A 22,186-nucleotide genomic window follows, 5' to 3' on the forward strand; every position below is an offset into this window, starting at 1 on the left:
GATGTTGGTCTTGTTCGTGGCCGCTGGCGCTTGGCTTGTTTTGGCGTTGGTTCTCTTGATTGATCTGTTCACAGACGCGACTCTCTCATTCCCTTGGAAAGTGGTGTGGTGTCCCATACTTATTTGTGTCCCAATCCTCGCGGGGCTTTTATACAGCGTTTTTTCGATTGTTCGCTCCCTTCTTGTGGCGCGAAAGCCGTGACTCAGCCCTTCGGGTTGTGTTTTTCTCCTCTGAGAAATTAATATTAAACATACACAAGCTCAGTGGTCACAATAAAGAAATATCTAATTGATCCTACTGTCTGCTGCCTGGGGGGGGTTGCTCTCATGCTGCTTTTCTTGCAGCTTCCTGCCAGCGCTCAGACAAATCAGGTTGGGACATCATACTCAAAGGCACGACGCTCGCGTGCATCTCTCGTGGATACCCAGCCGGATGCTGCCACTAGCCATGCTTTGGGGCAGGATGTTACTCGCCCATATGGCGAATATCGCTATGTGCCTCAGAAAAATATTTATCAGCAAACCTCCATTGCTGATTCTATTGGGGATCTCAGGCAGAACACGCGTGATGTGCTGGCACCAATCAGCAATATCAATCGCTACACTAGTTGGTCACTCTACAGTGCCACAGACAGCTACTTTTTAGGTACATCTCTGGGGCTTAACCTGGGCATTCCTGCCTTCGGCGTTCAACTTGGATCCGGCTATGGCGGTATTCAAAGCAATCGCTTCACCATGATTGCTGGTCCCTTTGTATTGGATAGTTTTTACGCCGGCTATGGATTGATCTACACAGACATTCAAGGTAACTATCCAGGAATCGCTTCCCTCCCTGACGATGGCTGGGCGCAGATCGTATGGATGAGTTTTCGCGCTACTTTGGTTCTAGGCGATTCACTGGCCCTAAGCATAAACCCCTATCTGTACTGGTTGCCCGACAAAGGTCAGGTCGGCTGGGCTCTGCCTGGTCCCATGGCTGGCATGATGCTGCCGCAGTTTGGTGCCAGATCCTTGTTCCAGGGAATCTGGAAGAAAGAATGGGCCAATTGGCGTCTTGTCGTCAGTGACCAGTTCACACCCTACATCCAGCCTTACAATCTTTGGGACGTATACGTGAATGCTAATCAATCTTGGGGGGATCTCTCTCCAATTGAGCGCGTCGGCCGATACGGTGTGGGTTATGGTGCAAGCGCAATGCACAACTATGATCCCAGTGCGCGCTTCGGCCTCGGCCGTGACCGGTGGAGCGGCTTGGCAGGCTACTACAACATCATCGGAGCCAGGCTTTTTGGCCGTCACGGCAATGCCACCCAGAGCATGTTCTACATTGATCGTGTAGATGCGTGGAACAAAAACTTCGACACCCTCTACTCAGCCCTCAATGGCGGGGCTTATATCCGTAACGGCGATCCTTTCTTCACCTCCTACGCCGGCTACAACTTCTCAACTAGAGCCCCTTTCTTTAAGACCACCATCAACTGGGCCTCTGTGGGCTTCCGCAAAAGTCTTACCAACTTCCTCACAACCTATGCTGAGGGGGGCTATTACTGGCTCACTGGGGAAGGGCCACATTACAATGGCTGGACCGCCCTTGTAGGCGTCCAAAACCGTCTCGGTCCGCTGACCTACCAATATGCTGAGGTGGGGCGCCGTGTTTACAGGCCGTTCAACGCACCTGTGGGACTCGAAGACTTTGCCGAGTACCGGCTTGTTCACCTCCTTGGAGGTCGCATTAATACGACGGCTTATGCAGGTATTTCCAAGCGCTACCTACAGTTTAATAAACAGATCACCCAGCAGATCAAATATGCGGGGCTCATGATGAGCACCAATATTTCCGGCAGAATCTCCAGCTTTGCCTCTGCTGGCTGGGAAAACATCACCCTTCCAAGCAATGGTATTGAATGGACTCAGTGGACGTACCGCGCCGGACTCAGCTACGCCATGTCAAGCACGGTCAATTCACAACTTTTTTACCAATATTTGGACTTTCATGGCAACACATACAGCTATACAGAGCATTATCTATACCTTGGTGTGTCCAAGATCTTTTAGAAAATTCCAATCCTGTATGTTTAAATCAGTCTTTGCTCCCTGCCTCTTCGCTACCATTTGTCTGGTCTCCTGCAGTGCTCCGCAAAATTACGATTCTGCCGATCTCGCCCCTCTCCCGAAAACTACACCCGTTGGAAATGCCAACTATCGCATCCAGATTGGCGATGTGATTGATATGTTCGTTCTTGAGGACAACTCCTTCAATGGCTCGTACGTCATCCGCCCCAGCGGCGACATCATTGTTCCAAAGCTTGGTCGCGTAGGGATACAAGGGCTTTCCTTGTCGGAGGCAGAGAGCCGCATCAAATCCACCCTCCAGGCCAACCATTTAAAGCTCGCCACTGTCATTGTTGATCCTGGCATGCGCGGTGAAACCGCCGCAGGAGGTCTGACCTTGCGCCTCAGTGGTGAAACTTCGCAGACAGGGCGTGTTACTGTGCGCCCTCTTGGCGATTCCCCGGTCTCCGCCTACCAAGCGGTCATTGACTCGGGTGGTTTCAAGCCGTTTGCAAACAAGAAAAAGTCATACATCCTGCGCAACGGCAACGCTGGTGTGCAGCGCATCGATGTTAACTTCGAGGCTGTTGAGGCTGGCAAGGCCTCTGACCCCGTTGTGTTGGAAGGTGATTGCATTGTTGTGCCAAAGAAAATCTTTGGTTTGTAACAGCACTTCTCTAAGCACATCTCTTTTATGGCAAACCAGGGCTTCAAGCGCTTACTTACTTTTCAGGACATCCTTCAGTTCCTCTCACGTTACGTGAAGTACTGGCGTTTAGGGGTGTTTTGCGCGACCTTGGGTGCCTCGCTCGCCCTCGCCTATTTCGTCTACGGCAAGCCATCCTACTACTCAAAGAGTTCGGTAGAATACAGTTATGTCGACCTGCCCATCAAGTCTGAAATTTCAGACGTTCGTGGTAATACGAAATGGGACAACATTCATTCGCAAGTCGTACTTGGTTTGCAATCAAGGTGGCTTGCCGAACGCACAGCCCTGCGCCTGAAACTCGTTAAAAATGTCAGCCAGTTGGGCACCATCTGGAGCCGTTTCATTTCCAAGATCAAAATCACCAGTTCGGTTGCCAACCAGCTGGAGATCGAAGTGTGGGTCTATGAACCTCGCTTGGCCAAGCTCTGGCCTCAAGCCATGCTTCTTGAGTATCATGATTTCCTTACCGAATCTCGCATCAAGCATCGTGACCTGATAATCCAGGGGTTCTCCAAGGAAATGGATCGCATCCGCGAAAACTTGAAGGCCGAAACTGAGCGTGATCGCCGTTTTGAGTCCGAAAATCGTATTCTGGAAAACTTTGTGGCCAACAATAAATTGGAACAGTTGCCCACCCAGATGCTCACCTACCGCTCTCAGCTGGATGCCATGGAAGAGGTCGAAAAGTACATCGACGCCACCGCCCCCAGCCCAGCGGAAAAGCTGTCCCTGCTCAAAAAGCATCGCGACAAACCTCTTGCTGTTGGCACCATCGTGCGTCGTGGTGCGGAAGTTGACCCCTTTTTAACGAAGACCAATGCGCCCGACATCTTGATGGCCGGTACTGGTGCTGTCGCAGTAGAACCCCCGAAGCGCGCTGCAGCCGGTGCCTCCTCGGCCGCAACCACCAGCACCATTGTCATTCCCGAGAACTCAAAACGCACCGAAGTCTGGGAAGAAATTGATGAGAAACTGCGAGAAGCTCAGCGTGAATATCAGCGTCTTTCAAGCAACTTGCTGCCTGGGCATGAGCAGATGCGCGCTCTGCAAAAAGAGATCGACAGTTACAGCTTTGCTCTTGAAGCCGAGTGGAAAAAGGAAATTGCAGCCTTCCAACTTGAGAAGGATCACATTCGTCAGCAGCTTGCTTCCCTGCAGAAGCAGATGCCCGAATACCACAAGCTCATCGCGGGCTACGATGACTATCGCAGAGACTTTCGTCTCCAGTCCAGTGGCAGACTTGCTTGGGAGCAAGCCTACATTACCATGAAATCCCGAATCTCGGCCATGGACTACACAGGACCTGAGGTGCAGGTGGAATTCTTTTTCAAAGGCTTCACGGAAGTGCGTGATGACATTCCCGTCTCCCCGAATAAACAAAAGCTCCTCACCTATGCCTTGGCGCTCTCTCTCGGCCTTGGCATCGGCGGGCCTGTCCTCACCGAGCGGCTGCGTTTCACCTCCTCCTTTGTCGGTGAAGCTGAAAAATACTGCCAGTATCCTGCATGCGGCATTGTACCCTTGATGGAGCCGAAGGCTAAGCTCGCTATCGAAGATGGCAAGGACGGCAACGAAGACGATTTTGCCGGCAGCCACGCTCACGAATCTTTCCGCATCATTCGAAGCTCTCTGCCGTTCTACGCGCCAGGGGACAACCGCAAACAGGTGATCATGGTGACCAGCGCCCGCCCAAGTGATGGCAAAAGCACTGTGGCGATGCATCTGGCCAAATCATTTGCTGAGAGTGGCGACAAAGTGCTGCTTATCGACTGTGACCTGCGTCGAGGCACCTTGCATCGTCTCTTAGATCTTGACCGCAAGCAGGACGGACTTGCCGAACTGCTCGACGGTCAGGCCAAACTTGCAGATGCCATTCAATCCACCAAGACGCCCGGCCTGAGTTTAGTCGCACGTGGCAAGAGCAAAAGCGTTAGTCCTGAGTTGCTGTCACGCAATCAGTTCCAGCATTTGATCGACAGTCTGCGTCCCGATTTTGATCGCATCATTGTGGACACCCCACCGCTGCTCGGCCTTGCCGATTCATTGCTCATCAGTAAAGTCGTGGACGGGTTGATTTTTGTGATTCGCGCAGACCAGACCACCCAGCGTGACGTTGCCACCGCTTCTGAAATTTTGCACCAGGCTGGCGCTCCAGTTTACGGTTTTGTCTTGAACTGTGTGAACCTTAAAAACCTCGAAAACTACTACTATTACGGCACTTACTATTCACGGTATTACGACCCCACCTATTACAGCAGTTCGAGACGCGGTGGCGTGCAGCCTGTTAATGATGCGTGACCTGATCGATGTGACCTCGCGTCGTTTACTTCATGGGAATCAGTGTGCTCCACGTTCTTCACTCCTTCCGCCAAGGGGGAATGGAGAACATGATCGGACAGATGGCATGGCGGCTTTCTCAAGCGGGCTTGAAGGTTATCGTCTGCGCCTTGGTTGGCTCAGATGATTTCAAGCATCGTCTGCCTCCCGGGACTCCAGTTATAGAGCTCCAGAAGCGCCCAGGATTAGACTTCCGCTGCGTCATGCGCCTGCGTGAACTCATCCGTGAACTCAAGCCCGACGTAGTGCACTCTCATAATTGGAACGCTCTGGTTTATTCTCTACTTGCGCTCGGCCTCAAAAGCACCCCACTGCTGCATGGCGAGCATGCTCTGCTCTACGGATGGGAGAGGTCCCCCTGGCGACTCAGGCTCCGTCGCCTCTTCTATGCCCGTTGTGATATCGTTCATACCGTTTCTCAGGGCCAGATCAACGATATGGCCGCCCTTGGCCTCACTCGTCACCTCGACCTTCGCGTCATTCGCAACGGTGTTGATACATTAAAGTTCAATCTTCTAGATAAAGCCGAGTGCCGTCGCGCCCTCGGCATCCCCTCCGGTTCCCCCTGCTTCGGAATGGCTGCCCGCTACGTCCCCGAAAAGCGTCATCATCTCCTCCTCCAAGCCTTCTTAAAAATCGGCACAACCTTTCCAAACGCCCGCCTCTTGCTCGCAGGTGCTGGCGGCAACTGCGAAGAAGCGACTCAGGAACTTATCGCGCGACATCCCTTTGCCGATCGAATCATCCAGCTTGGGCACCGGGATGACATGGCGGCTGTGTACAATGCCCTCGATCTTCTGGTACTAACCTCAACGTCCGAAGGCATGTCCAATGTGACCCTCGAAGCCATGAGTTGTGGCGTCCCCGTGCTCATGCACGCTACCTGTGGCTCTGAGGAACTCATCCACCACGGGCACAATGGCAGCCTGGCTGCGATGGAAACCGCTGATGATGTGGCTGCTGCAGTCACCGCGCTGCTGGAGCGACCAGAGTTGCTGAGCACGATGGGCGGCGCTGCGCGGGAATTCATCGAACTTGAATATCCATTGGCAAAAACCGCTGCTGATTACGGGGCGGTCTATGCCGAACTCAGTGGGAAGCAGATCACCGCAATGGGGGGCCGATAAGTGGATTTTATCTGCGCCTGCTTACTCGTTTTTTTTTGGTACGTCCGCCCGCAGGACATCTTTGCAGTCATTGGCGGTGTCAGCGTGGTGAAGTATGCGATGTATGTGGGCATCGTCGCCACCGTGCGGCGTGCTGGCGGGTTCAGCCGTGCTATTCTGTGGGCTGTGCCGATGGACTGGCTGATCAGCGCATACTGTTTGTGGATCATCTACGCGACGGCTGACCATGTAGCGGCTATCAAAGAGGTTTTCACCTATTTCAGCTTCCACATGGTCACGGCCCTGGCGCTGAACAGCTGGGCAAAAATTGAAAAATACCTCAATCTTTGGCTGGGATGTCTGGCTGTGCTGGCGCTGCTGGCGGTTTCCACTCACTGGGACTTTGAGTTGGTCGCTGGTTCAGCAGAACTTATCAGGGATTTCCATGACCGTCTTACATTAAACACGTGGGTGTTTCGCAATCCTAACGCACTGGGCCACGGCGTAGTGACCCTGATCCCGGCCGGGATTGCGTGGTGGGTCATGGCGGGGGGGAAGAACAAAATGCTGGGCATCGCGCTCATCGCGCTGGCGGTGCACTGTGTGCTGCTAACGGAGTCCAAGGGAGCCTTTTTGGCGGGTGCTGGCGGGCTCACGATGCTCTTCTTGTTCAAGCGGCCCGTGTGGCTGCAGCTGGTGCTTCTCGCATTGGTTTATGCCGTGGGACTTGCGGCCCTGAAAAGTCTGCCGCGCATGGACACGCTGTCCAAGAATGACGAGGGCATCCAAGGCCGTATGATCGTCTGGCAGCAGGGCAAGTTCAGCATGGAGAGTACTGTCACAGGGGCGGGGCTGAAGATGTTCCAGGGGTATGTTCCCGTTCGTAACGGCAAATTGCACCGTACGTTTTATATCCAGATCGCCACGCACGGTTCTTATGTCCGAAATGGAGCAGATTTGGGTTACATGGGCTTGCTTCTGTTTGCGGGCGTTTTTTACGGTGGAGTTCGGGTGCTGCTGGTGGCTCAATCTGTGCCTGGCAGCGAAGCGATGAGGGTGCAAAGAACCTTGTACGCTTTGATCGCAACGACGGTCTTTTCCTGCTGGGTGGTGGACCGTGCCTATCACATGGACTTTTTTCTGTTGTCCGGGGTCATATCAGCCTTTCACCGACGGTTTCTCCCAGGTAACAAGGGGCGGGAGGAAGATGCTGCAGAGACGGAGGCTCTGGCAGGGCCAGAGTCCAAGCTGCTGCTGCCAGCGACCGTGGGAGGAGCGCCCGCTGCTGAGAAGGTCAGCGAGGCGCTGGCTGCAACAAGAAGTCAGGATACTGAAAATGAAGAGCTGGCCGACAAGGACACTCCGGATCAATTCGGCGCGATCAAGCTTAATTGGTCGCGCGTTGGTCTGATTGACATAATGATCATGTACTTGATTATGGAAGTGCTGATCTATTTCTGGGAGCTTTTCTCAACGGACTTTGTGGTGTTCTGACGATGCGTATTCTTTGGATCAAAACGAGCCCACTGCATCCGCTTACACGCGGCGGAGATTTGCGCACCTTTCATCTCTTGCGCCCCCTGCATCAGCGGCATGATATCACCTTTATCGGCATGACGGCGGATGAAGGCCAGGTGGCTGGCTCACGGCATGCTGCAGAGTATTCTACTCATGCGTTCTGGGTGCATGAGCCCAAGGCTTCGCTACAGCTCGCCAAGTGGAAGTTTTTTGCCGGGGCGCTGGTCAATCTGACGTCGTCGCTGCCCTATGCTGTCGCTCGTTTCAGATCGAAACAGCTGCGACGTCTCCTTAATGCAAAACTCAAGGAGCAGGCATACGATTTGGTGGTGGCGGATTTTCTCTTTCCTGCGGCCAGTCTCCCTTGGGAGCTCAAGGATGCCAGCGGCTGCCCCTGGGTTCTCTTTCAGCACAATGTGGAGTCCATGATCTGGCGCCGTAGGGCTGAAGGAAAGACCGGCATCAGTGCGCTGTACTATCGAACTCAGCGCGATCGCATGTTGCACTTTGAAAAGAAGGCCAGCAGCCGCTTTGATGGTGTGCTGGCTGTCTCCGAGGAGGATGCGCGCATTTTTAAAGAAGAGATGCAGCTCTCCAATGTCCTTGGATCAGTGCCCACCGGTGTGGATTTGGACTACTTCCAGGCAGTGCCCAGGTCCAGGCCCGCAGTACCCACGGTCATGTTCATGGGATCGATGGACTGGTATGCCAATGTGGATGGCGTGAAGTGGTTTGCGGAGGCCGTCTGGCCGCTGGTGCAGAAGGAGATCCCGCAGGCCAGATTTCAGGTGGTAGGGCGCAAGCCGCCTGCAGAAATCCAGGCTCTGGCCACCAGCGGCAGCAACATCGAGGTCACCGGTACCGTGCCGGATGTGCGGCCCTACCTGCGTGGCGCAGATGTCATTGTGGTGCCACTGCGCATCGGGGGCGGCACCAGATTAAAAATATACGAGGCCATGGCCGCTGAAGTACCGGTGGTATCTACTACCATAGGGGCAGAGGGCCTGGACGTGAAGCACGGGCGCCATGTGCTGCTGGCAGACAGTGCCGAGGATACAGCTGCGCAGGTGTTGCACGTTTTGAGGAATCAAGAGGCAGGTGCTTCACTGGCGCATCATGCTCTGGAGGAGGTGGCACGTCCGTGCTCCTGGGCGGCAGCCGCGCAGATTTTTGAAAAAGCCTGCACAGATCTGATTCAAAAGCGCAGCCGCTCATGATCGCCGCCGCCTGGATCATACTCATCGTCAGCGTTGCCGCCGTGGTGCACTGCTACGTTTTTTATCCGCTGTGGTGGCATCTGCTGGGCAGTCGCAGACCCATGCGGGTGCGACCTGCTTCCCAGGATGAAAAAGAGCTGCCCTATGTATCTGTCATCGTGGCGGGCTACAATGAGGCAGGCTGCATCGCACGCCGTGTGGAAAATCTGCTGCAGTGCGACTACCCCGCTGATCGGCTGGAGATCATCATCGCCTCGGATGGTTCAGATGATGGCACCGCCAGGCTGGCAGAGCAGGCTGCGGCTGGAGATGCCCGGGTGCGTGTGTTGGATTTCACGCAGCGTCGCGGCAAGGTGCATGTGCTCAATGAGGTTTGCCCCCAGGCACAGGGCAGCGTGCTCGTGTTGAGCGATGCGAATGTGGATTTTGACTCCGATACGCTGCGTCGCCTGGTGCCGTGGTTCCTCGATGACAAGGTGGCCTGTGTCTGCGGCAAGCTGATTTTCAGACCCAGGGAAGGGGAGGCGCACACCCAGTCCGAGGGCTTCTACTGGAAGCTCGAAACATGGCTCAAGCAGCACGAGGGCGGGCGTGGTGTGCTGCTCGGTGCCAATGGGGCCAACTTCGCTCTGCGGCGTGATCTCTGGACGGGCTGCCCCCCGGAGATTGTGGTGGAGGACCTCTTCATTCCACTGCGTCTGCTGATGGACGGCTGGGCGGTGGTGTTTGAGCCCAGCGCGCTTGCTTACGAAGAGCTGCCGCCGGCGCTTTCAGATGAGTTCGGACGTCGTGTCCGTATTGGAGCCGGAGACTACCAGATTCTCGCCCGCTGTCTCGCGCTGCTTCATCCTGCGAATGGTCTCGCTGCCTGGGTGTTTTTCTCGCACAAAGTGCTGCGCTGGCTGGCACCGTTGTTCATGCTGATTGGAATGCTGGCGGTGCTTGTCCTGATTCTGCTTGGCGCATTCGGATCGCTCGTGCTCGGTGTCGTCAGTCTGTCGCTCGTGTTTCTGACCACCGCCGGATTTTACTCGCATCGTCTCCCTGGTCCTCTGGGGCGTCTGGCGGCGGTGTGCGCTTACTTTGCCAGCATGAATGCGGCCCTTTTTCTGGGCTTCATACGCTGGCTGAGAGGCGGACAAAAGACCACCTGGAACCGAACCCGCAGAGCCTGAACGTATGATCAAAGCAATGGACCGCTGGCTGCTGCCCTGGCTCAAGGATTCCTTCCTGCGCCACAAGGCCCCGATCACCGATGTCATGCTGTCGGTGTGTGACCACTTTGAGCCCTTTCACCACACGGACAAAGCCGGTGCCATGCGCCGCATGCAGGAGTGGCACACAAGACTGCCGGAGATCCTGGCCACCGGTGTGGATCACGATGGGCAGACACCAAGACACACCTTTTTCTACCCGGTGGAGCAGTATGATGCCGATGTGCTGCAGTCTCTGGCAGAGCTTTGCACCAGCAGCCGGAACGAGGTGGAAATCCACCTGCATCATCACAATGATACGGCGGAAAACTTCTGCGCAGCCATCGAGCTGGGAAAGGTAAATCTGCGTCATCACGGACTGCTGGGCAGTTCGCCCGATGGGCAGCCTGTGTTTGGCTTCATTCATGGGAACTGGGCGCTCGATCATTCTGATCCTGCTGGCAGAGGCTGCGGCGTGCGTGGAGAGCTGGCCATGCTCAAGCAGTCCGGCTGCTATGCAGACCTGACCATGCCTTCTGCACCGCATCCCACGCAGGCACCCATCGTCAATAGTCTCTATTACTCCCAGAGCACGCTCGCTGGCTGCTCTCATCATCGCGGCACGCCCGTGAAAGTCCTGGCTGGCGGCTCTCCATCGTTGCGCGAAAAGCCTGATCATCTGCTGCTCGTGCAAGGGCCGCTCATGCTGGACTTCACCCGGCGTAAATGGGGCCTCATGCCGCGGGTGGAAAACTCCGACCTCGGCCCTGCCAATCCGCCCACCGTCCGCCGCTTTCATCAGTGGCGTAAAGCGGACATCTCCGTGCGTGGTGCGGAAAACTGGTGCTTCATCAAGCTGCATACCCACGGCGCGCCGGAGAAGAATCATCCCTCGGTCATCGGCGAGCCCCGGCGTCGTTTTCATGCCGAGCTGCTCCAGCTGGCAGCGCAGGAGGGATTCCGCCTCCACTACGTGAGCTCCCGCGAAATGGTGAACATCCTCCATGCTGCGGAGGACGGCCATGCGGCCGGAGACGCCGGCCTGTGGCGCGACTACCTTTATGCGCCCCCAGCCTGCCTGCAAAAAGCCTGATCGATGAACCTTCTCGTCGCCACCAATCTGTTTCCTGATCAAAAGGAGCCCTGGCGTGGGCTCGACAACGCCACGCTCGTGCACGCCCTCATACGGCACGATCCGGGGCTCAAGGTGCGCGTGCTGGCCTTCCGTCCTTCCTTCAGGCACTTTGGTGAGGCTTCAAACCTCAAGCCTCGTGCCGAAGATGCCGCGCTGGCACCTGATTATTTCTGGGCTCCCTACATCCCTCGTCTGGGCGGCATGAACCACTGGCTGTTTGCGCAGGCTTTTGCACGAGCACGCAAAGCCCTGCCTCCTGCTTATTCTCCCGATGCGGTGCTTGTTCCATGGTTGTTTCCGGATGCCTGTGGCGTGGCCACGCAGGATGCCTCATGGGGCGCGCGCATGGTCGCTGTGGCCCAGGGCTCGGACGTGCATCGCTATCTCGACATGTCCTTCAGGCGCCGCGCCATCCTGGCCATGAGCCGTAAGGCCAAAGCCATCGTCACGCGCAGCCAGGATCTCGAAAACCGGCTGGTCAGGCATGGGGCTCAGAGCGGGAAGGTGCACACCGTTTACAATGGGGTGGACGTGCACACGTTCAGGCCTGCGTCCCGCTCAGAGGCTCGTGCGGAGCTGGCACAGCCGCAGGACGCACGGCTGCTGCTCTTTGTGGGCAATTTCCTTCCGGTCAAAGGGCTCGATCTGTTGCTGTCCGCCTTTGCCCAGGTGAAGGCCGCTCTCGGGCAGCCTGTGAGGCTGGCCTTGATTGGTGGCGGACCACTGGAGGGAACGCTGCGCGCCCAGGCGGCGGAGCTCGGAATCACCAGTGAAGTCCTGTTTCTCGGCCGGCATGGGGCACCGCAGGTGGCACGCTGGATGCAGGCGGCCGATGCCGTGTGCATGACGAGTCACAACGAAGGTGTGCCCAATGTGGTGCTGGAATCTCTCTCCAGCGGACGGGTGCCCGTCTGCACGGATGTGGGCGGCATCTCAGAAGTGGTGGAGCCCGTTCTCGGCAGACGGTTTTTGGTGCCAGGGCGGGATGCCACGGCCTACGCCACCGTACTGCTGGATGCGCTGACAAATCCCCCGGATGAGAATGTGCTGCATGAGTCCGCTCTCAGCCATTCATGGGAAAGCTGTGCACAGAAGTATCTTGAGCTGCTGCGTGCGGCTTGAGATCACCGCCTTCTGCCTGATCAGGCTTGGGCAAGGCCACCGATGGTTGAGCCCTCGCTGGTCGTCATCTCCGGCACATCAGCCACGGGTTCAGCTTCAGAGGAGGCTTCCAGGTCAAAATCGACCCCGGTGGAGTAGCGATTTTGGTTGGCTGTCTTCAGGCCGCCGCCGAGAACGACGCGCACGGTGTCCAGGAGAATGAGGCTGTCGAAGAGCACGCCAGCGTGCTTCAGATAGTAGAGGTCATACTCCAGCTTGCACTTGGAATCATTGATGGAGGCTCCGTAGGGATAGCACACCTGGGCCCAGCCGGTGAGGCCTGGCTGCAGCATGTGGCGCTCCTGGTAGTGGGGCAGCACACGAGAGAGCTTGGTCACAAATTCCGGACGCTCCGGGCGCGGTCCCACGAAGGACATTTCTCCGCGCAGCACGTTCAGCAGCTGCGGGATTTCATCGATGCGGTAACGGCGGAGGAAGGCACCACCAGGAAACACTCGGGGGTCTTTGGAAATGGTGGACCAGACGGCTCCGCCTTTCTCCGCATCCAGGCGCATGCTGCGCAGCTTGTAGATCTGGAAGCGCTTGCCGAAGCGGCCCACGCGCTCCTGCCGGAAAAACACCGGGCCCTCAGGCGAGAAGATTCGCACAATGGCCATGCCGACGAGCATGACCGGAGCCAGCACCAGCAGCAGGATGATCGAAGTGGTGACGTCAAAGAACCGTTTCAGCTTGCTGAAGTAGAAGCTACGGGAAGTCGATTCAGACTGCAGCAGCCAGCCCATCGTCACCAGATGCAGAGGCACATAGTTCAGGTGCTTCTCGCAGACGGAGATCAGGCTGTTGCATGCCAGGCCGAGATAGCGCAGCCGCCTGAATTCGTGTCTTGCCTTTTCGTCTTCCGCCCTCTTTTCCAGAAAGACGATCCTGTCCAGCTTGTGCTGGCGGATGAGCTTGCGGGCATTTCTCAGCCTGCCGAGGAAGTCTTCCTGGCCTTCGGGATCATCATCAATGCCGATCCGGCCCACCAGCTGCACGCCCGGCGGGCAATGGCTGCGCAGCAGTTCATATTCTGCCAACTCCTCAGGAGATTCCGCGACAAAGGCGATCCTTTCAGGGGCGATCCGATGCTTGTGGTAAATGAGCCAGTGGCCTCCCAGCAGCACGGGGTAGGAAAACACGCAGCCAAGGGCCATGAAGCCGCGGCCGATGCGCAGATCGAAGCTCATGTAGCCCACCAGCGTGATGATCAGAAAAGCGATCAGGAATGCAAAGGTGAACAGAATGCCGTGAATGAGGAAGCTAGACCGCCGCTGAGATTCCACGGAGTAAAGCCCCAGAATGTACACGGAAGAACTCAGGGCCGCCGCGCCAGCCAGGATGGGGGCGATGAAATCTTCGATGTGCCACAGCTCGGCAAAGCGCACGTAGTTGGCAAGCAGGTACGCGCCGATAAACACAGTTACGTCGCGCAGCGCACGTATGCCGATCTTGGTCCAGTGTCCTCTGTTGGTGCTATGCATGAGAATTTATCACGGTTAGATAACAGTGCTGACCATGGAGGTGCAGCAGCCTGACGATTGGAGATGGGTCACAGAGACAGGGGGGACTGGACGTGGTGTCCGGGCGTTTTCTGTTCTGCAGCGATTCAGTAAATGGCGGAGATGCAGCGTGGTGAAGATCAGCGCGGATGAGTTATTTCTGAGCTTTTTTAAGAATGTGAAGCCCCAGCAGGCCCACACTGAAAGAGATGGAAATGGCCAGAGGATGTGACCAGAAGAGCAGATCACGGGCCAGGTGGAGATTTACAAAACCAGAGAGCGTCCATCTGACGCCGATGTAACCAGCCAGCAGGGCGCATGCTCCTAGCGTGGCTTGAAGGGTGAAGAAGAGCACGCCCTCATCCAAGTGGATGAGCTTTTGCGTGATGCCCATGGAGCGGTCGCTGCTTTGCAGATAGAGCATGCAGCTGAAGAGGTAGAACTGAGCGCCGATGATGCCGGCCAGCAGCAGCAGGGCCTCGCTGTGCAGGTCAAAGATATGGAAGACACCGCCGATGCTCACGGGGCCGGTGCAGAAGGCTGTCACCTGCAGCAGAGTGGTCAGCATCACCATCACAAAGCCGAAGAGTTCAAAGAGCTGAGGCTTTTCCGAAAAGATGAATAGCAGGTGGCGCATGCCGTCGCGCCAGGTGCGGAGGTGGGCTACGCGGCCCTCGGGTCCTTTGCGCAGACCTGATGGGATCTCCACGGTGCGGGCACCGGCCTTGAGCGCCTTGATCAGCAGCTCGGAGGCAAATTCCATGCCGTTGGAGCGGATCTGCCACCTGGCAAACTCCGACTTGCGAATGCAGCGGAAGCCGGAGTTGCAGTCAGTCAGCTTGCCATGGAAGAGCAGGTTGATCAGCGTGGTCAGCACGGGCGTGCCCACCCAGCGGTGCAGGGGAGGCATGGCACCGGGCTCGATGCGACCGATCATGCGCGAGGCGATGGCCATGTCTGCATTCCCTTGCTTGGCGGCGCGATAGAGAGGCGCGGCGTCCGCATACAGGTAGGTGCTGTCGGAATCGGCAAACATGACGTATTCCGCCTGGCTGGCCTCGATGCCGCCGCGCAGCGCTGCTCCGTAGCCACGCATAGGCACTGGGACTACCCGGCAGCCAAGGCTCTCGGCGATTTCGCGGGAGCGGTCTGTGCTGCCATTGTCTGCGATGACGATCTCGTAATGGATACCCGCCGCATCCAAGGAATCCCTGACCTGTTGAATGCAAGTACCCAGGGTCTGCTCTTCATTGAGACATGGAAAGACAAAGCTCAGGTCTGGAGCAGAAGCTGTCTCAGTCAGTGGCATGCTTGTTGTGGATAAAGGCTATTTGTGGGGGTTATGAATTTGTATTCACCCAAAAATGCATGTTTAGCAAAAACCAAAATCAGAAAAATATGTGACTTTATTGTCTCTTGGGTAGCTTGCATGAGTGCATTTAGACTCAAGCTCGGGGGCTGGTATCCCTGAGTAAGCGGGCAGTGCTGACAGAGGTGATTCATAGAATCAGACAACGCCCAAGGGTGTTCGATTTAATAACTATTGAGTAGTTATTTGTTGTTACTTGTTAAGTAAAAAGCTTGGTTGTTGGCCGGTTTGTGGTGCCGGTGCTGGGCGTCGGTATTATTTTTCATAATCCGGGCTATGGGCTCAGGCCTAATAGCAGTGGTATTTCAGATGCCGGTTGAATCTTGCCTGGTGCTGATGCTGAGTGGCAGTCAAAATGGCTATGCCCCCTTACTCCAGCCTTTCACTGAGGTTGCTCTGCGCGATGCTGACCGGCTTTTCTTTGCTGACCCTCAGTGGTTGCATGCAGGCACCTGCGGATCCAGGATCAACCTTCAGCAAGGGCTTGCAGCGCAGTGCATGGAAGACTCTGGAGAACTACAATCAGGCGGTGCTAGCCGGTAAAGAGAAGATGCGTGCAGAAATCCCCGCCGCCTACTGGGAGCCCGGCATCAGCAAGCTGCACCCCGTCCGGGTCTGTTCCCACCGGGTCAATCTCGTTGTGGTGCAGAGTGTGCAAAACGGCCAGGAGCGCGGGAAATACATCTACCTCCCGGTTTCCTCCTATCTGCCAGTGGCGCACTGGTTTTCCCATCAGACGCAGGACGGCTATCTCTTTCGCCCGGCTGCTGGTGCGGGAGTGTATCACTTCACCCACACCGCAGCTCGCTAGTATCAGCCCAGACCGGCTTCGGCCAGACGCTCCTTCAGGTCGCTGGCCAGCAGGCCTTGCAGGATTTGGTCGATCCGGCCTTCCATGAACTGGTCCAAGTTGTAAAGAGTGAGCTCGATGCGGTGGTCGGTCACGCGGTTTTGCGGGTAGTTGTAGGTGCGGATCTTTTCCTCGCGCCCGCCGCTGCCGATGAGATTGCGGCGGTTGGCGGAGTACTTGGCGGCCTCTTCCTGCTGCTTCTTTTCCAGCAGTCGGGAGCGCAGGATGCTCAGGGCCTTTTCCTTGTTCTTGATCTGGCTGCGGCCGTCCTGGCAGCGCACGATGGTGCCGGTGGGGATGTGCAGCACCTGCACGGCGGAGTCCGTGGTGTTCACGCCCTGTCCACCCGCGCCGGAGGAGCGGCAGACTTCGATACGCACCTCGTCAGGCTTGAGTTCAAAATCGACCTCCTCGGCCTCTGGCAGCACGGCCACGGTGGCGGCGGAGGTGTGGATGCGGCCCTGCGCCTCGGTGGCGGGCACGCGCTGCACACGGTGCACGCCGCTCTCGTATTTCATGACGCGGTACACGTCCTCTCCGCTGATCTTGATGATGACTTCCTTGAAGCCGCCCACTTCAGACGGGCTGGAGTCCAGCGGCTCGATCTTCCACCCGCGACCTTCGGAGAAGCGTGTGTACATGCGCAGCAGATCGGCGGCGAAAAGTGAGGCTTCGTCCCCGCCGGTGCCGGCGCGGATTTCGAGAATGATGTCGCGGCCTTCCAGCGGATCGGGCGGCAAGATGGATTCCTGGATGGATTTTTCCAGATCCACAAGGCGCTGCTCCAGCACGGGGATTTCGGCAGCGGCCATCTCAGCCAGTTCCTTGTCCTCCTGGGACTTGGCCATCACCCGGTTCTCAGCCAGTTCCTCCTGGGTTTTCTGAAACGCATCCCAGGACTTCATCAGGCTGTCCAGGCTGCGGTGCTCCCGCAACATCTCGCCGGCCTTCTTGGCGTCGTCGTAAAAGTTCGGGCGACCGATGATGTCTTCGAGGTCGGCGAAGCGGGTGCGTTTTCCGGCGATGACGCCTGAGTAGTCCATGAGCGGGGAAGAGAGGAGAAGGGGAGGGCTGCGACAAAAAGAAAACGGTGCCCAGCACGAGGCATGGGCACCGTTTGGCTAAAGAGGGGGGATGCTGGGCTAGGCGCCTGCGGTTTCGAGCTTCGGAGCGGTGCGGCGGGCGCGGATGGAACCGTAGCGCTGGGCGAACTTGTCCACGCGGCCGGCGGTGTCGATGAAGCGCTGCTCACCGGTGAAGTAGGGGTGGCAGGCGGAGCAGATGCCGATACGGAGGTTCGGCACGGTCGAGATCGTGTTGTACACGGCACCGCAGGTGCAGGTGATCGTGGTCTCGTGAGTCTTGGGATGGATGTCTTGTTTCATGGTGGTGAAGGGTCCACGTGATCAGACGAGGCGCGGTACGCAGCTTTCGCCGGGGCGTGGGGGCAGGCAGGATAGTGGATTTTGGGCCTGGGTCAAGGAGGGAGTGCGGCGTAAGCTCGTGCGGCTGCAGGGGCATCTTCATCTCGTCTTCTTCTACTGAAAACATCCCTGTGCTCGCCCCGTTACCGGGCACCACCATGATCCACCGACTCTGCCTGCTTCTCTCTCTCATTGTCTGCACCCAGCTGCATGCGGCGGCACCGAATGTCGTGGTGCTGCTGGCGGATGACTCGGGGTGGGGGGACTACTCGGTGAATGGGAACACCAATCTCAAGACGCCGAACATCGACTCCCTGGCGCAGTCCGGGGCGCGGTTTGACCGCTTCTTTGTCTGCGCCCTTTGCGCTCCCACGCGTGGGGAGTTTCTCACCGGGCGCTATCATTCACGCGGTGGCGTGAAAGGGGTGTCTACCGGGCTGGAGAGGCTCAATGCGGACGAAAAGACCATCGCCGACAGCTTTCTGGCTGCTGGCTATTCCACCGGAGCCTTTGGCAAATGGCACAATGGCAGCCAGTGGCCCTACCACCCGAATGCCCGCGGCTTTCAGGAATACGTGGGCTACACCGCCGGCCACTGGGGCGAGTACTTTGACCCGCCGCTGGAGCACAATGGCAAGATGTTCCGTGCCAAGGGCTTCATTGTGGACGTGCTGGTGGGCAAGGCGCTGGAATTCATCGAGACCAATCGTGAAAAGCCTTTCTTCTGCTATATTCCGCTGACCACCCCGCACTCACCCTTCAGCGTGCCAGATGCGCATTGGGACAAGTTTAAAGACTCCCCGGTCTCCATGCGCGGAGAGGAGGGGGACAAGGAGGACCTCACCATCACCCGCACCGTCCTGGCCATGATGGACAACCTGGACATGAACGTGGGCCGCGTGCTAAAAAAGCTCGACGACCTGAAGCTGAGCGACAACACCATCGTGGTCTATTTCAGCGACAACGGCCCCAACACCTTCCGCTGGAACGGTGGCATGAAAGGAAAAAAAGGCACTACAGATGAAGGCGGCGTGCGCTCCACGCTTTTCGTGCGCTGGTCGGGCAAGATCAAGGCGGGCTCGCAGATCACCCCTATCGCCGGGGCCATTGACCTGCATCCCACGCTCACGGCTCTGGCCGGGGTGAAACCGGTGAGCACCAAGCCGCTGGACGGCTGGGACATGTCCACGCTCCTGCTCGGGGGCGAGTGGAAGCGCGGCCCGCGTGCGCTCATGAACTACAACAGCGGTCGCCTCAGCGTGCGCAGCCAGACTCATCGCCTCGATGCCAGCGGCGTGCTCTACGACATGGTGGCAGACCCCAACCAGACCAAGGACGTGACCGCCGAGCAGCCGCAGGTGGCCGCCGCACTCTCCGCCCAGGCCAGCGCCTGGCACCGGGAGGTGTTTGGAAAGCCCTACGTGCCCAGCGCTCCCGGGGCCAAAGGCAAAGGGAAGGGGAATGCCAAGCCCAAGGGCAAGAACCCCGGAGCGGAACCCTTTGAGGATGACCGGCCCTATCCTGTGGGCTACACGGAGTTCCCCATCACCATGCTGCCTGCGCGCGATGGCATCCCGCATGGCGAGGTCAAACGCAGCTCGAATGCCCCCAACTGCTCCTACTTTGTGAACTGGACGAGCAAGGACGACAGCATGACCTGGGACATCGACGTCCACACCGCCGGGGAGTATGAGGTCAGCATCGACTATGCCTGCCCTGAAGCCGACGCCGGAGCCACGGTGGAGCTCAGTTTTGGCGACTCCAAGACCACGGGAAAAGTAACGCTAGGATGGTTTCCTCGGCTGCTGGATGACCAGGACCGCGCCCCACGCAAAGGAGAGAGCTACATGCGCGATTTCCACACCCTCACCCTCGGCAGCATTTCGCTGCCTGCCCAGCGTGGGTTGCTGACCTTGAAGGCTCTGGAAATCCCAGGCAAGACAGTCATGGAGGTGCGGCGAGTGACTTTGACGCTCAAGACAAAGTGATTCATGGCATGAATTCTGATGCGGGTTTTGACAAACGGTCACCATTGGCCGGATAGTTGCCAACCTCATGACTCTCTCCCGCACCCTCTGCCTCCTCCTGACTACCACCCTCATCGGAGCCTGCACCTCGATCAAGCCCGTAGCTCAGGGGACCACCGGCATCGTGCTGGCCGCCCCGGAGGTGAGAGTCTGCGGGCAGGGGCAGGTGCACTTCCCGGCAGGGTTTTACGCGGCCCAAGTGGTCTCTGCCAAAGGGACCTACTACCAGTCCCCGGGACCGCTGCGCACCCGGGGTGTCCTGCTCGGCAGGTCAGAGACCGGCGGCATTTATGTGTCCAACGCGCCCGGCAATCCCCAGGCGGCATGGTTTGGGGACGTGAATGACACCATCGAAGACCACCCCACCACGCTGTTCAGCGCCATCGGTGTGGCCGCGCCGAAGCTCTGGCCCTATACCCCACGTATTCCCTTCGTATTGAAAGGGAAAAAGTAGCAGGTAGCCCATGACTCCGTGGATGTTTCCCCGCATTTGGAGGCAAAACGTAAGGACTTTGTCAGGAGTGGGGTTTTCGTTGCGCGTGATGCTATAAAAACTATAATTTCCGGTGTATGTCCCGCCGCCTCCTCATCTGGCTCTTTGCCTTTACCGTCCTGATGGCGGGCGGGGGCTTTGCCGTCAAGGAGGGCTGGCTCAATGGCTGGGAGATGCGGCTCAAGGAGATGATGTCCAGCCCTGGCAGCCGCTACAGCGTGGCCAAGTTCCGCCTGGATTTGGTGGATCAGTTTAACTACTCGCGCATGGCCGCCAAGATCCCCACCCTGCGGGTGGACCCCGAGATGGAGGCCTGGCTGGAGACGGAGTTTCCCAAGATCGACACGACCGATCTCAACAAGGTCACCGCCCAGGTGCAGGAGGGCATGCCACGCTACTACCGCGTAGCCGTGTGTGCCGCCAGCAGCCCCAGCCTGCGCGAGCTGCTGCAGCGTTTTCATGATTACTCCCAGCGTGCCCAGCCGGAGATGACCCACATGGCTGTGGTGCTGCGCCCGCGCGCCAGCGGCCTCATGAACGAGGCCCTGCTGGTGCTGGGCCAGCGCCTGAGAGACTTCAGTCCGGAGGCGCTCTCGCAGTCCAAGGATGACGAGCCCTTTTACAGCTCCTGCGTGCACTGCAAGCAGCCGCATTTCATGAAGCTCTCCCGCGCCCAGCGCAGCATGGCTCTGGAGTGCCCCAAGTGTCACCGCAAGTACGCAGTCATCGCCGCCGACAGCACCGGAAAATTCCACTACGTGAACGAGTTCCTCACCGGCTACTCACCTCCGGCTGTCTTTGCCAAAAACCAGTCACGTGTGCAGCAGCTCTTCACCATCTGGTCGGCCGTGCATTCCAACTGCCGCTACACCAATGACCCCGGAGCTAAACCGGGCAGCAGCTACGCCAAAAACGAACAGACCGACTGCTGGCAGTTTGCAGACGAGACGCAGCGCCTCCAGCGTGGCGACTGCGAAGACTCCTCCATCTTTCTGGCAGACTGGCTCATGTCCCGCGGCTTTCAGGTCCGCGTGGCGCTGGGGCGTTATGGCGACTTGGGCGGACACGCCTGGTGCGTGGTGAAGCTCGAGGACAGGGAATACCTGCTGGAGTCCACCGAAAGCCGTCCTGACCCCAATGATCCGCCACTGGCCAGCCGCGTGGGCAGCCGCTACGTGCCTGAGGTGTTGTTTGACCGCTTTGCCATCTATGTGCCCACCAGCACCGGCCGCTCCTGGAAGGGAGACTACTGGTCTGCCAATGCCTGGACGCGCATCGAGCCCCGCGCCGAGCTGGGGGCAGATCCCATTCTGGCACGTGCACCCGTGGGCACCGCATTGAGGATGGGCACACAGAATCTCCTCGAGGGCTCCGCCGCAGAAGGCAGCCACGTCTCCCGCATGGCCTTTGCCAGCCCGACCTCGGCTACTTTGCTGAATCTGGGTGCCATACCCACCGGGGCCAAAGACTGGCGGCAGTCCATGGTGCCGCTGCGTGCGCCATGAGGTTTGCAGCCGGTGGAATCTGTGAGGATTTTTGTAGTGTGGTGATCCTGGGTTGACGCATGCTTGCGCAGCCTTCAGCTTAAATGACACATGCTAGCCAGCATCGCCATTCTAGCCCTGTTCGGCATCCTGCTTATCGTGCTGGAGACCTTTCTGCCCGGCTGGGTGGCTGGCATCCTGGGGGTGGTGTCCATCTCCGCCGCCGTGTGGCTGGGGCTTACCTCCGAGGAACTGGTGGGCTGGAGCACGGGGCAGCGCGTGGCTCTCGTGCTCGCCATTCTGGTGCTCTCGGTTGCAGTCATCATCACCTGGCTGCGCTGGTTTGCCGTCAAGTTTCTGCGCCGTGCGCTCACGCTCACCACAAGCATCGAGACTCCACATGCTGCGTCTGTGCCGCCCGGATCGCGTGGGGTGGCGCTTACGCAGCTGCGCCCGCTGGGGCGTGCGGAGATTCATGGCCACCGCTTTGACGTGCGCTGCCAGAGCGGCCTCGCTGAAGCCGGAGCACCTGTCGAAGTCATCGCCACAGAGCCGGGCAATCTTCTGGTGCGCATTATTTAAGACCTGCCCTTTCATCCTTCACCCAACCCG

18 protein-coding genes are annotated in these 22,186 nt (G+C 57.9%); 14 read left to right on the forward strand and 4 right to left on the reverse strand.

Features of this window, described 5'->3' with window-relative positions; translation table 11 throughout:
- Positions 1-417 precede the first annotated feature (417 nt).
- From HNQ65_RS00255 to HNQ65_RS00295, 9 genes are all read left to right on the forward strand, one after another.
- The gene (locus tag HNQ65_RS00255) at positions 418-2,055 is read left to right on the forward strand and encodes a porin family protein (protein WP_184337259.1); all 1,638 of its coding nucleotides are present in this window, start codon (positions 418-420) and stop codon (positions 2,053-2,055) included.
- 16 nt (positions 2,056-2,071) lie between these two features.
- Positions 2,072-2,719 carry a polysaccharide biosynthesis/export family protein gene (locus tag HNQ65_RS00260; protein WP_184337260.1) on the forward strand — a complete coding sequence of 216 codons (648 nt, stop codon included), beginning with the start codon at positions 2,072-2,074 and terminating at the stop codon, positions 2,717-2,719.
- A 27-nt stretch (positions 2,720-2,746) separates the two neighbouring features.
- Entirely contained in the window at positions 2,747-5,059 is a 2,313-nt protein-coding gene (locus HNQ65_RS00265; RefSeq protein WP_184337261.1) for a polysaccharide biosynthesis tyrosine autokinase, read from the forward strand.
- Positions 5,060-5,139: 80 nt separating this feature from the next.
- Entirely contained in the window at positions 5,140-6,225 is a 1,086-nt protein-coding gene (locus HNQ65_RS00270; protein WP_184337262.1) for a glycosyltransferase family 4 protein, read from the forward strand.
- On the forward strand, positions 6,226-7,698 hold the full coding sequence (locus tag HNQ65_RS00275; protein WP_184337263.1) for an O-antigen ligase family protein: 1,473 nt from the start codon (positions 6,226-6,228) through the stop codon (positions 7,696-7,698).
- A 77-nt stretch (positions 7,699-7,775) separates the two neighbouring features.
- On the forward strand, positions 7,776-8,939 hold the full coding sequence (locus tag HNQ65_RS00280) for a glycosyltransferase (RefSeq protein ID WP_184337264.1): 1,164 nt from the start codon (positions 7,776-7,778) through the stop codon (positions 8,937-8,939).
- The gene (locus HNQ65_RS00285; protein ID WP_184337265.1) at positions 8,936-10,114 is read left to right on the forward strand and encodes a glycosyltransferase family 2 protein; all 1,179 of its coding nucleotides are present in this window, start codon (positions 8,936-8,938) and stop codon (positions 10,112-10,114) included. The genes HNQ65_RS00280 and HNQ65_RS00285 overlap by 4 nt, the downstream gene beginning before the upstream one ends.
- A gap of 16 nt (positions 10,115-10,130) precedes the next feature.
- Positions 10,131-11,225, forward strand: coding sequence for a hypothetical protein (locus HNQ65_RS00290; RefSeq protein ID WP_184337266.1), 1,095 nt, complete (start codon positions 10,131-10,133; stop codon positions 11,223-11,225).
- Between the two features lie 3 nt (positions 11,226-11,228).
- Complete coding sequence (locus HNQ65_RS00295; RefSeq protein ID WP_184337267.1) at positions 11,229-12,389, forward strand: glycosyltransferase; 1,161 nt, start codon at positions 11,229-11,231, stop codon at positions 12,387-12,389.
- Between the two features lie 20 nt (positions 12,390-12,409).
- Here the strand turns inward: HNQ65_RS00295 and HNQ65_RS00300 are convergent, their stop codons facing one another.
- Positions 12,410-13,909 (reverse strand): exopolysaccharide biosynthesis polyprenyl glycosylphosphotransferase, encoded by a 1,500-nt coding sequence (locus HNQ65_RS00300; RefSeq protein ID WP_184337268.1) that lies wholly within the window; start codon positions 13,907-13,909, stop codon positions 12,410-12,412.
- A 172-nt stretch (positions 13,910-14,081) separates the two neighbouring features.
- Positions 14,082-15,236, reverse strand: a complete 1,155-nt coding sequence (locus HNQ65_RS00305) for a glycosyltransferase family 2 protein (RefSeq protein WP_184337269.1) — start codon at positions 15,234-15,236, stop codon at positions 14,082-14,084.
- Positions 15,237-15,699: 463 nt separating this feature from the next.
- Between HNQ65_RS00305 and HNQ65_RS00310 the strand changes: the two genes are divergently transcribed.
- Positions 15,700-16,107: a hypothetical protein gene (locus HNQ65_RS00310; protein ID WP_184337270.1), complete on the forward strand. Its 408-nt coding sequence runs from the start codon at positions 15,700-15,702 to the stop codon at positions 16,105-16,107.
- A gap of 2 nt (positions 16,108-16,109) precedes the next feature.
- Here the strand turns inward: HNQ65_RS00310 and prfA are convergent, their stop codons facing one another.
- Together prfA and rpmE are read right to left on the reverse strand one after the other, a co-directional pair.
- The gene (gene prfA, locus HNQ65_RS00315) at positions 16,110-17,189 is read right to left on the reverse strand and encodes a peptide chain release factor 1 (RefSeq protein WP_184337271.1); all 1,080 of its coding nucleotides are present in this window, start codon (positions 17,187-17,189) and stop codon (positions 16,110-16,112) included.
- Positions 17,190-17,288: 99 nt separating this feature from the next.
- Positions 17,289-17,531, reverse strand: coding sequence for a 50S ribosomal protein L31 (rpmE, locus tag HNQ65_RS00320; protein WP_184337272.1), 243 nt, complete (start codon positions 17,529-17,531; stop codon positions 17,289-17,291).
- A gap of 197 nt (positions 17,532-17,728) precedes the next feature.
- Between rpmE and HNQ65_RS00325 the strand changes: the two genes are divergently transcribed.
- The 4 genes from HNQ65_RS00325 to HNQ65_RS00340 all read left to right on the forward strand — a co-directional run bounded on the left by HNQ65_RS00325 (position 17,729) and on the right by HNQ65_RS00340 (position 22,156).
- On the forward strand, positions 17,729-19,558 hold the full coding sequence (locus HNQ65_RS00325; protein ID WP_184337273.1) for a sulfatase-like hydrolase/transferase: 1,830 nt from the start codon (positions 17,729-17,731) through the stop codon (positions 19,556-19,558).
- A 67-nt stretch (positions 19,559-19,625) separates the two neighbouring features.
- On the forward strand, positions 19,626-20,051 hold the full coding sequence (locus HNQ65_RS00330; protein WP_184337274.1) for a hypothetical protein: 426 nt from the start codon (positions 19,626-19,628) through the stop codon (positions 20,049-20,051).
- Between the two features lie 116 nt (positions 20,052-20,167).
- Positions 20,168-21,595 (forward strand): hypothetical protein, encoded by a 1,428-nt coding sequence (locus tag HNQ65_RS00335; protein WP_184337275.1) that lies wholly within the window; start codon positions 20,168-20,170, stop codon positions 21,593-21,595.
- Positions 21,596-21,685: 90 nt separating this feature from the next.
- Positions 21,686-22,156, forward strand: coding sequence for an NfeD family protein (locus HNQ65_RS00340; protein WP_184337276.1), 471 nt, complete (start codon positions 21,686-21,688; stop codon positions 22,154-22,156).
- Positions 22,157-22,186 lie beyond the last annotated feature (30 nt).

It is taken from the genome of Prosthecobacter vanneervenii (assembly GCF_014203095.1).
GTDB lineage: Bacteria > Verrucomicrobiota > Verrucomicrobiia > Verrucomicrobiales > Verrucomicrobiaceae > Prosthecobacter > Prosthecobacter vanneervenii.

Bases quoted from the DNA above. Each gene is read 5' to 3' on its own strand.
- HNQ65_RS00260 (WP_184337260.1), top strand. From the start codon at position 2,072: ATGTTTAAATCAGTCTTTGCTCCCTGCCTCTTCGCTACCATTTGTCTG.
- HNQ65_RS00265 (WP_184337261.1), top strand. From the start codon at position 2,747: ATGGCAAACCAGGGCTTCAAGCGCTTACTTACTTTTCAGGACATCCTT.
- HNQ65_RS00270 (WP_184337262.1), top strand. From the start codon at position 5,140: ATGGAGAACATGATCGGACAGATGGCATGGCGGCTTTCTCAAGCGGGC.
- HNQ65_RS00285 (WP_184337265.1), top strand. From the start codon at position 8,936: ATGATCGCCGCCGCCTGGATCATACTCATCGTCAGCGTTGCCGCCGTG.
- HNQ65_RS00290 (WP_184337266.1), top strand. From the start codon at position 10,131: ATGGACCGCTGGCTGCTGCCCTGGCTCAAGGATTCCTTCCTGCGCCAC.
- HNQ65_RS00295 (WP_184337267.1), top strand. From the start codon at position 11,229: ATGAACCTTCTCGTCGCCACCAATCTGTTTCCTGATCAAAAGGAGCCC.
- HNQ65_RS00300 (WP_184337268.1), bottom strand. From the start codon at position 13,909: ATGCATAGCACCAACAGAGGACACTGGACCAAGATCGGCATACGTGCG.
- HNQ65_RS00305 (WP_184337269.1), bottom strand. From the start codon at position 15,236: ATGCCACTGACTGAGACAGCTTCTGCTCCAGACCTGAGCTTTGTCTTT.
- HNQ65_RS00310 (WP_184337270.1), top strand. From the start codon at position 15,700: ATGCTGACCGGCTTTTCTTTGCTGACCCTCAGTGGTTGCATGCAGGCA.
- prfA (WP_184337271.1), bottom strand. From the start codon at position 17,189: ATGGACTACTCAGGCGTCATCGCCGGAAAACGCACCCGCTTCGCCGAC.
- rpmE (WP_184337272.1), bottom strand. From the start codon at position 17,531: ATGAAACAAGACATCCATCCCAAGACTCACGAGACCACGATCACCTGC.
- HNQ65_RS00325 (WP_184337273.1), top strand. From the start codon at position 17,729: ATGATCCACCGACTCTGCCTGCTTCTCTCTCTCATTGTCTGCACCCAG.
- HNQ65_RS00330 (WP_184337274.1), top strand. From the start codon at position 19,626: ATGACTCTCTCCCGCACCCTCTGCCTCCTCCTGACTACCACCCTCATC.
- HNQ65_RS00335 (WP_184337275.1), top strand. From the start codon at position 20,168: ATGTCCCGCCGCCTCCTCATCTGGCTCTTTGCCTTTACCGTCCTGATG.
- HNQ65_RS00340 (WP_184337276.1), top strand. From the start codon at position 21,686: ATGCTAGCCAGCATCGCCATTCTAGCCCTGTTCGGCATCCTGCTTATC.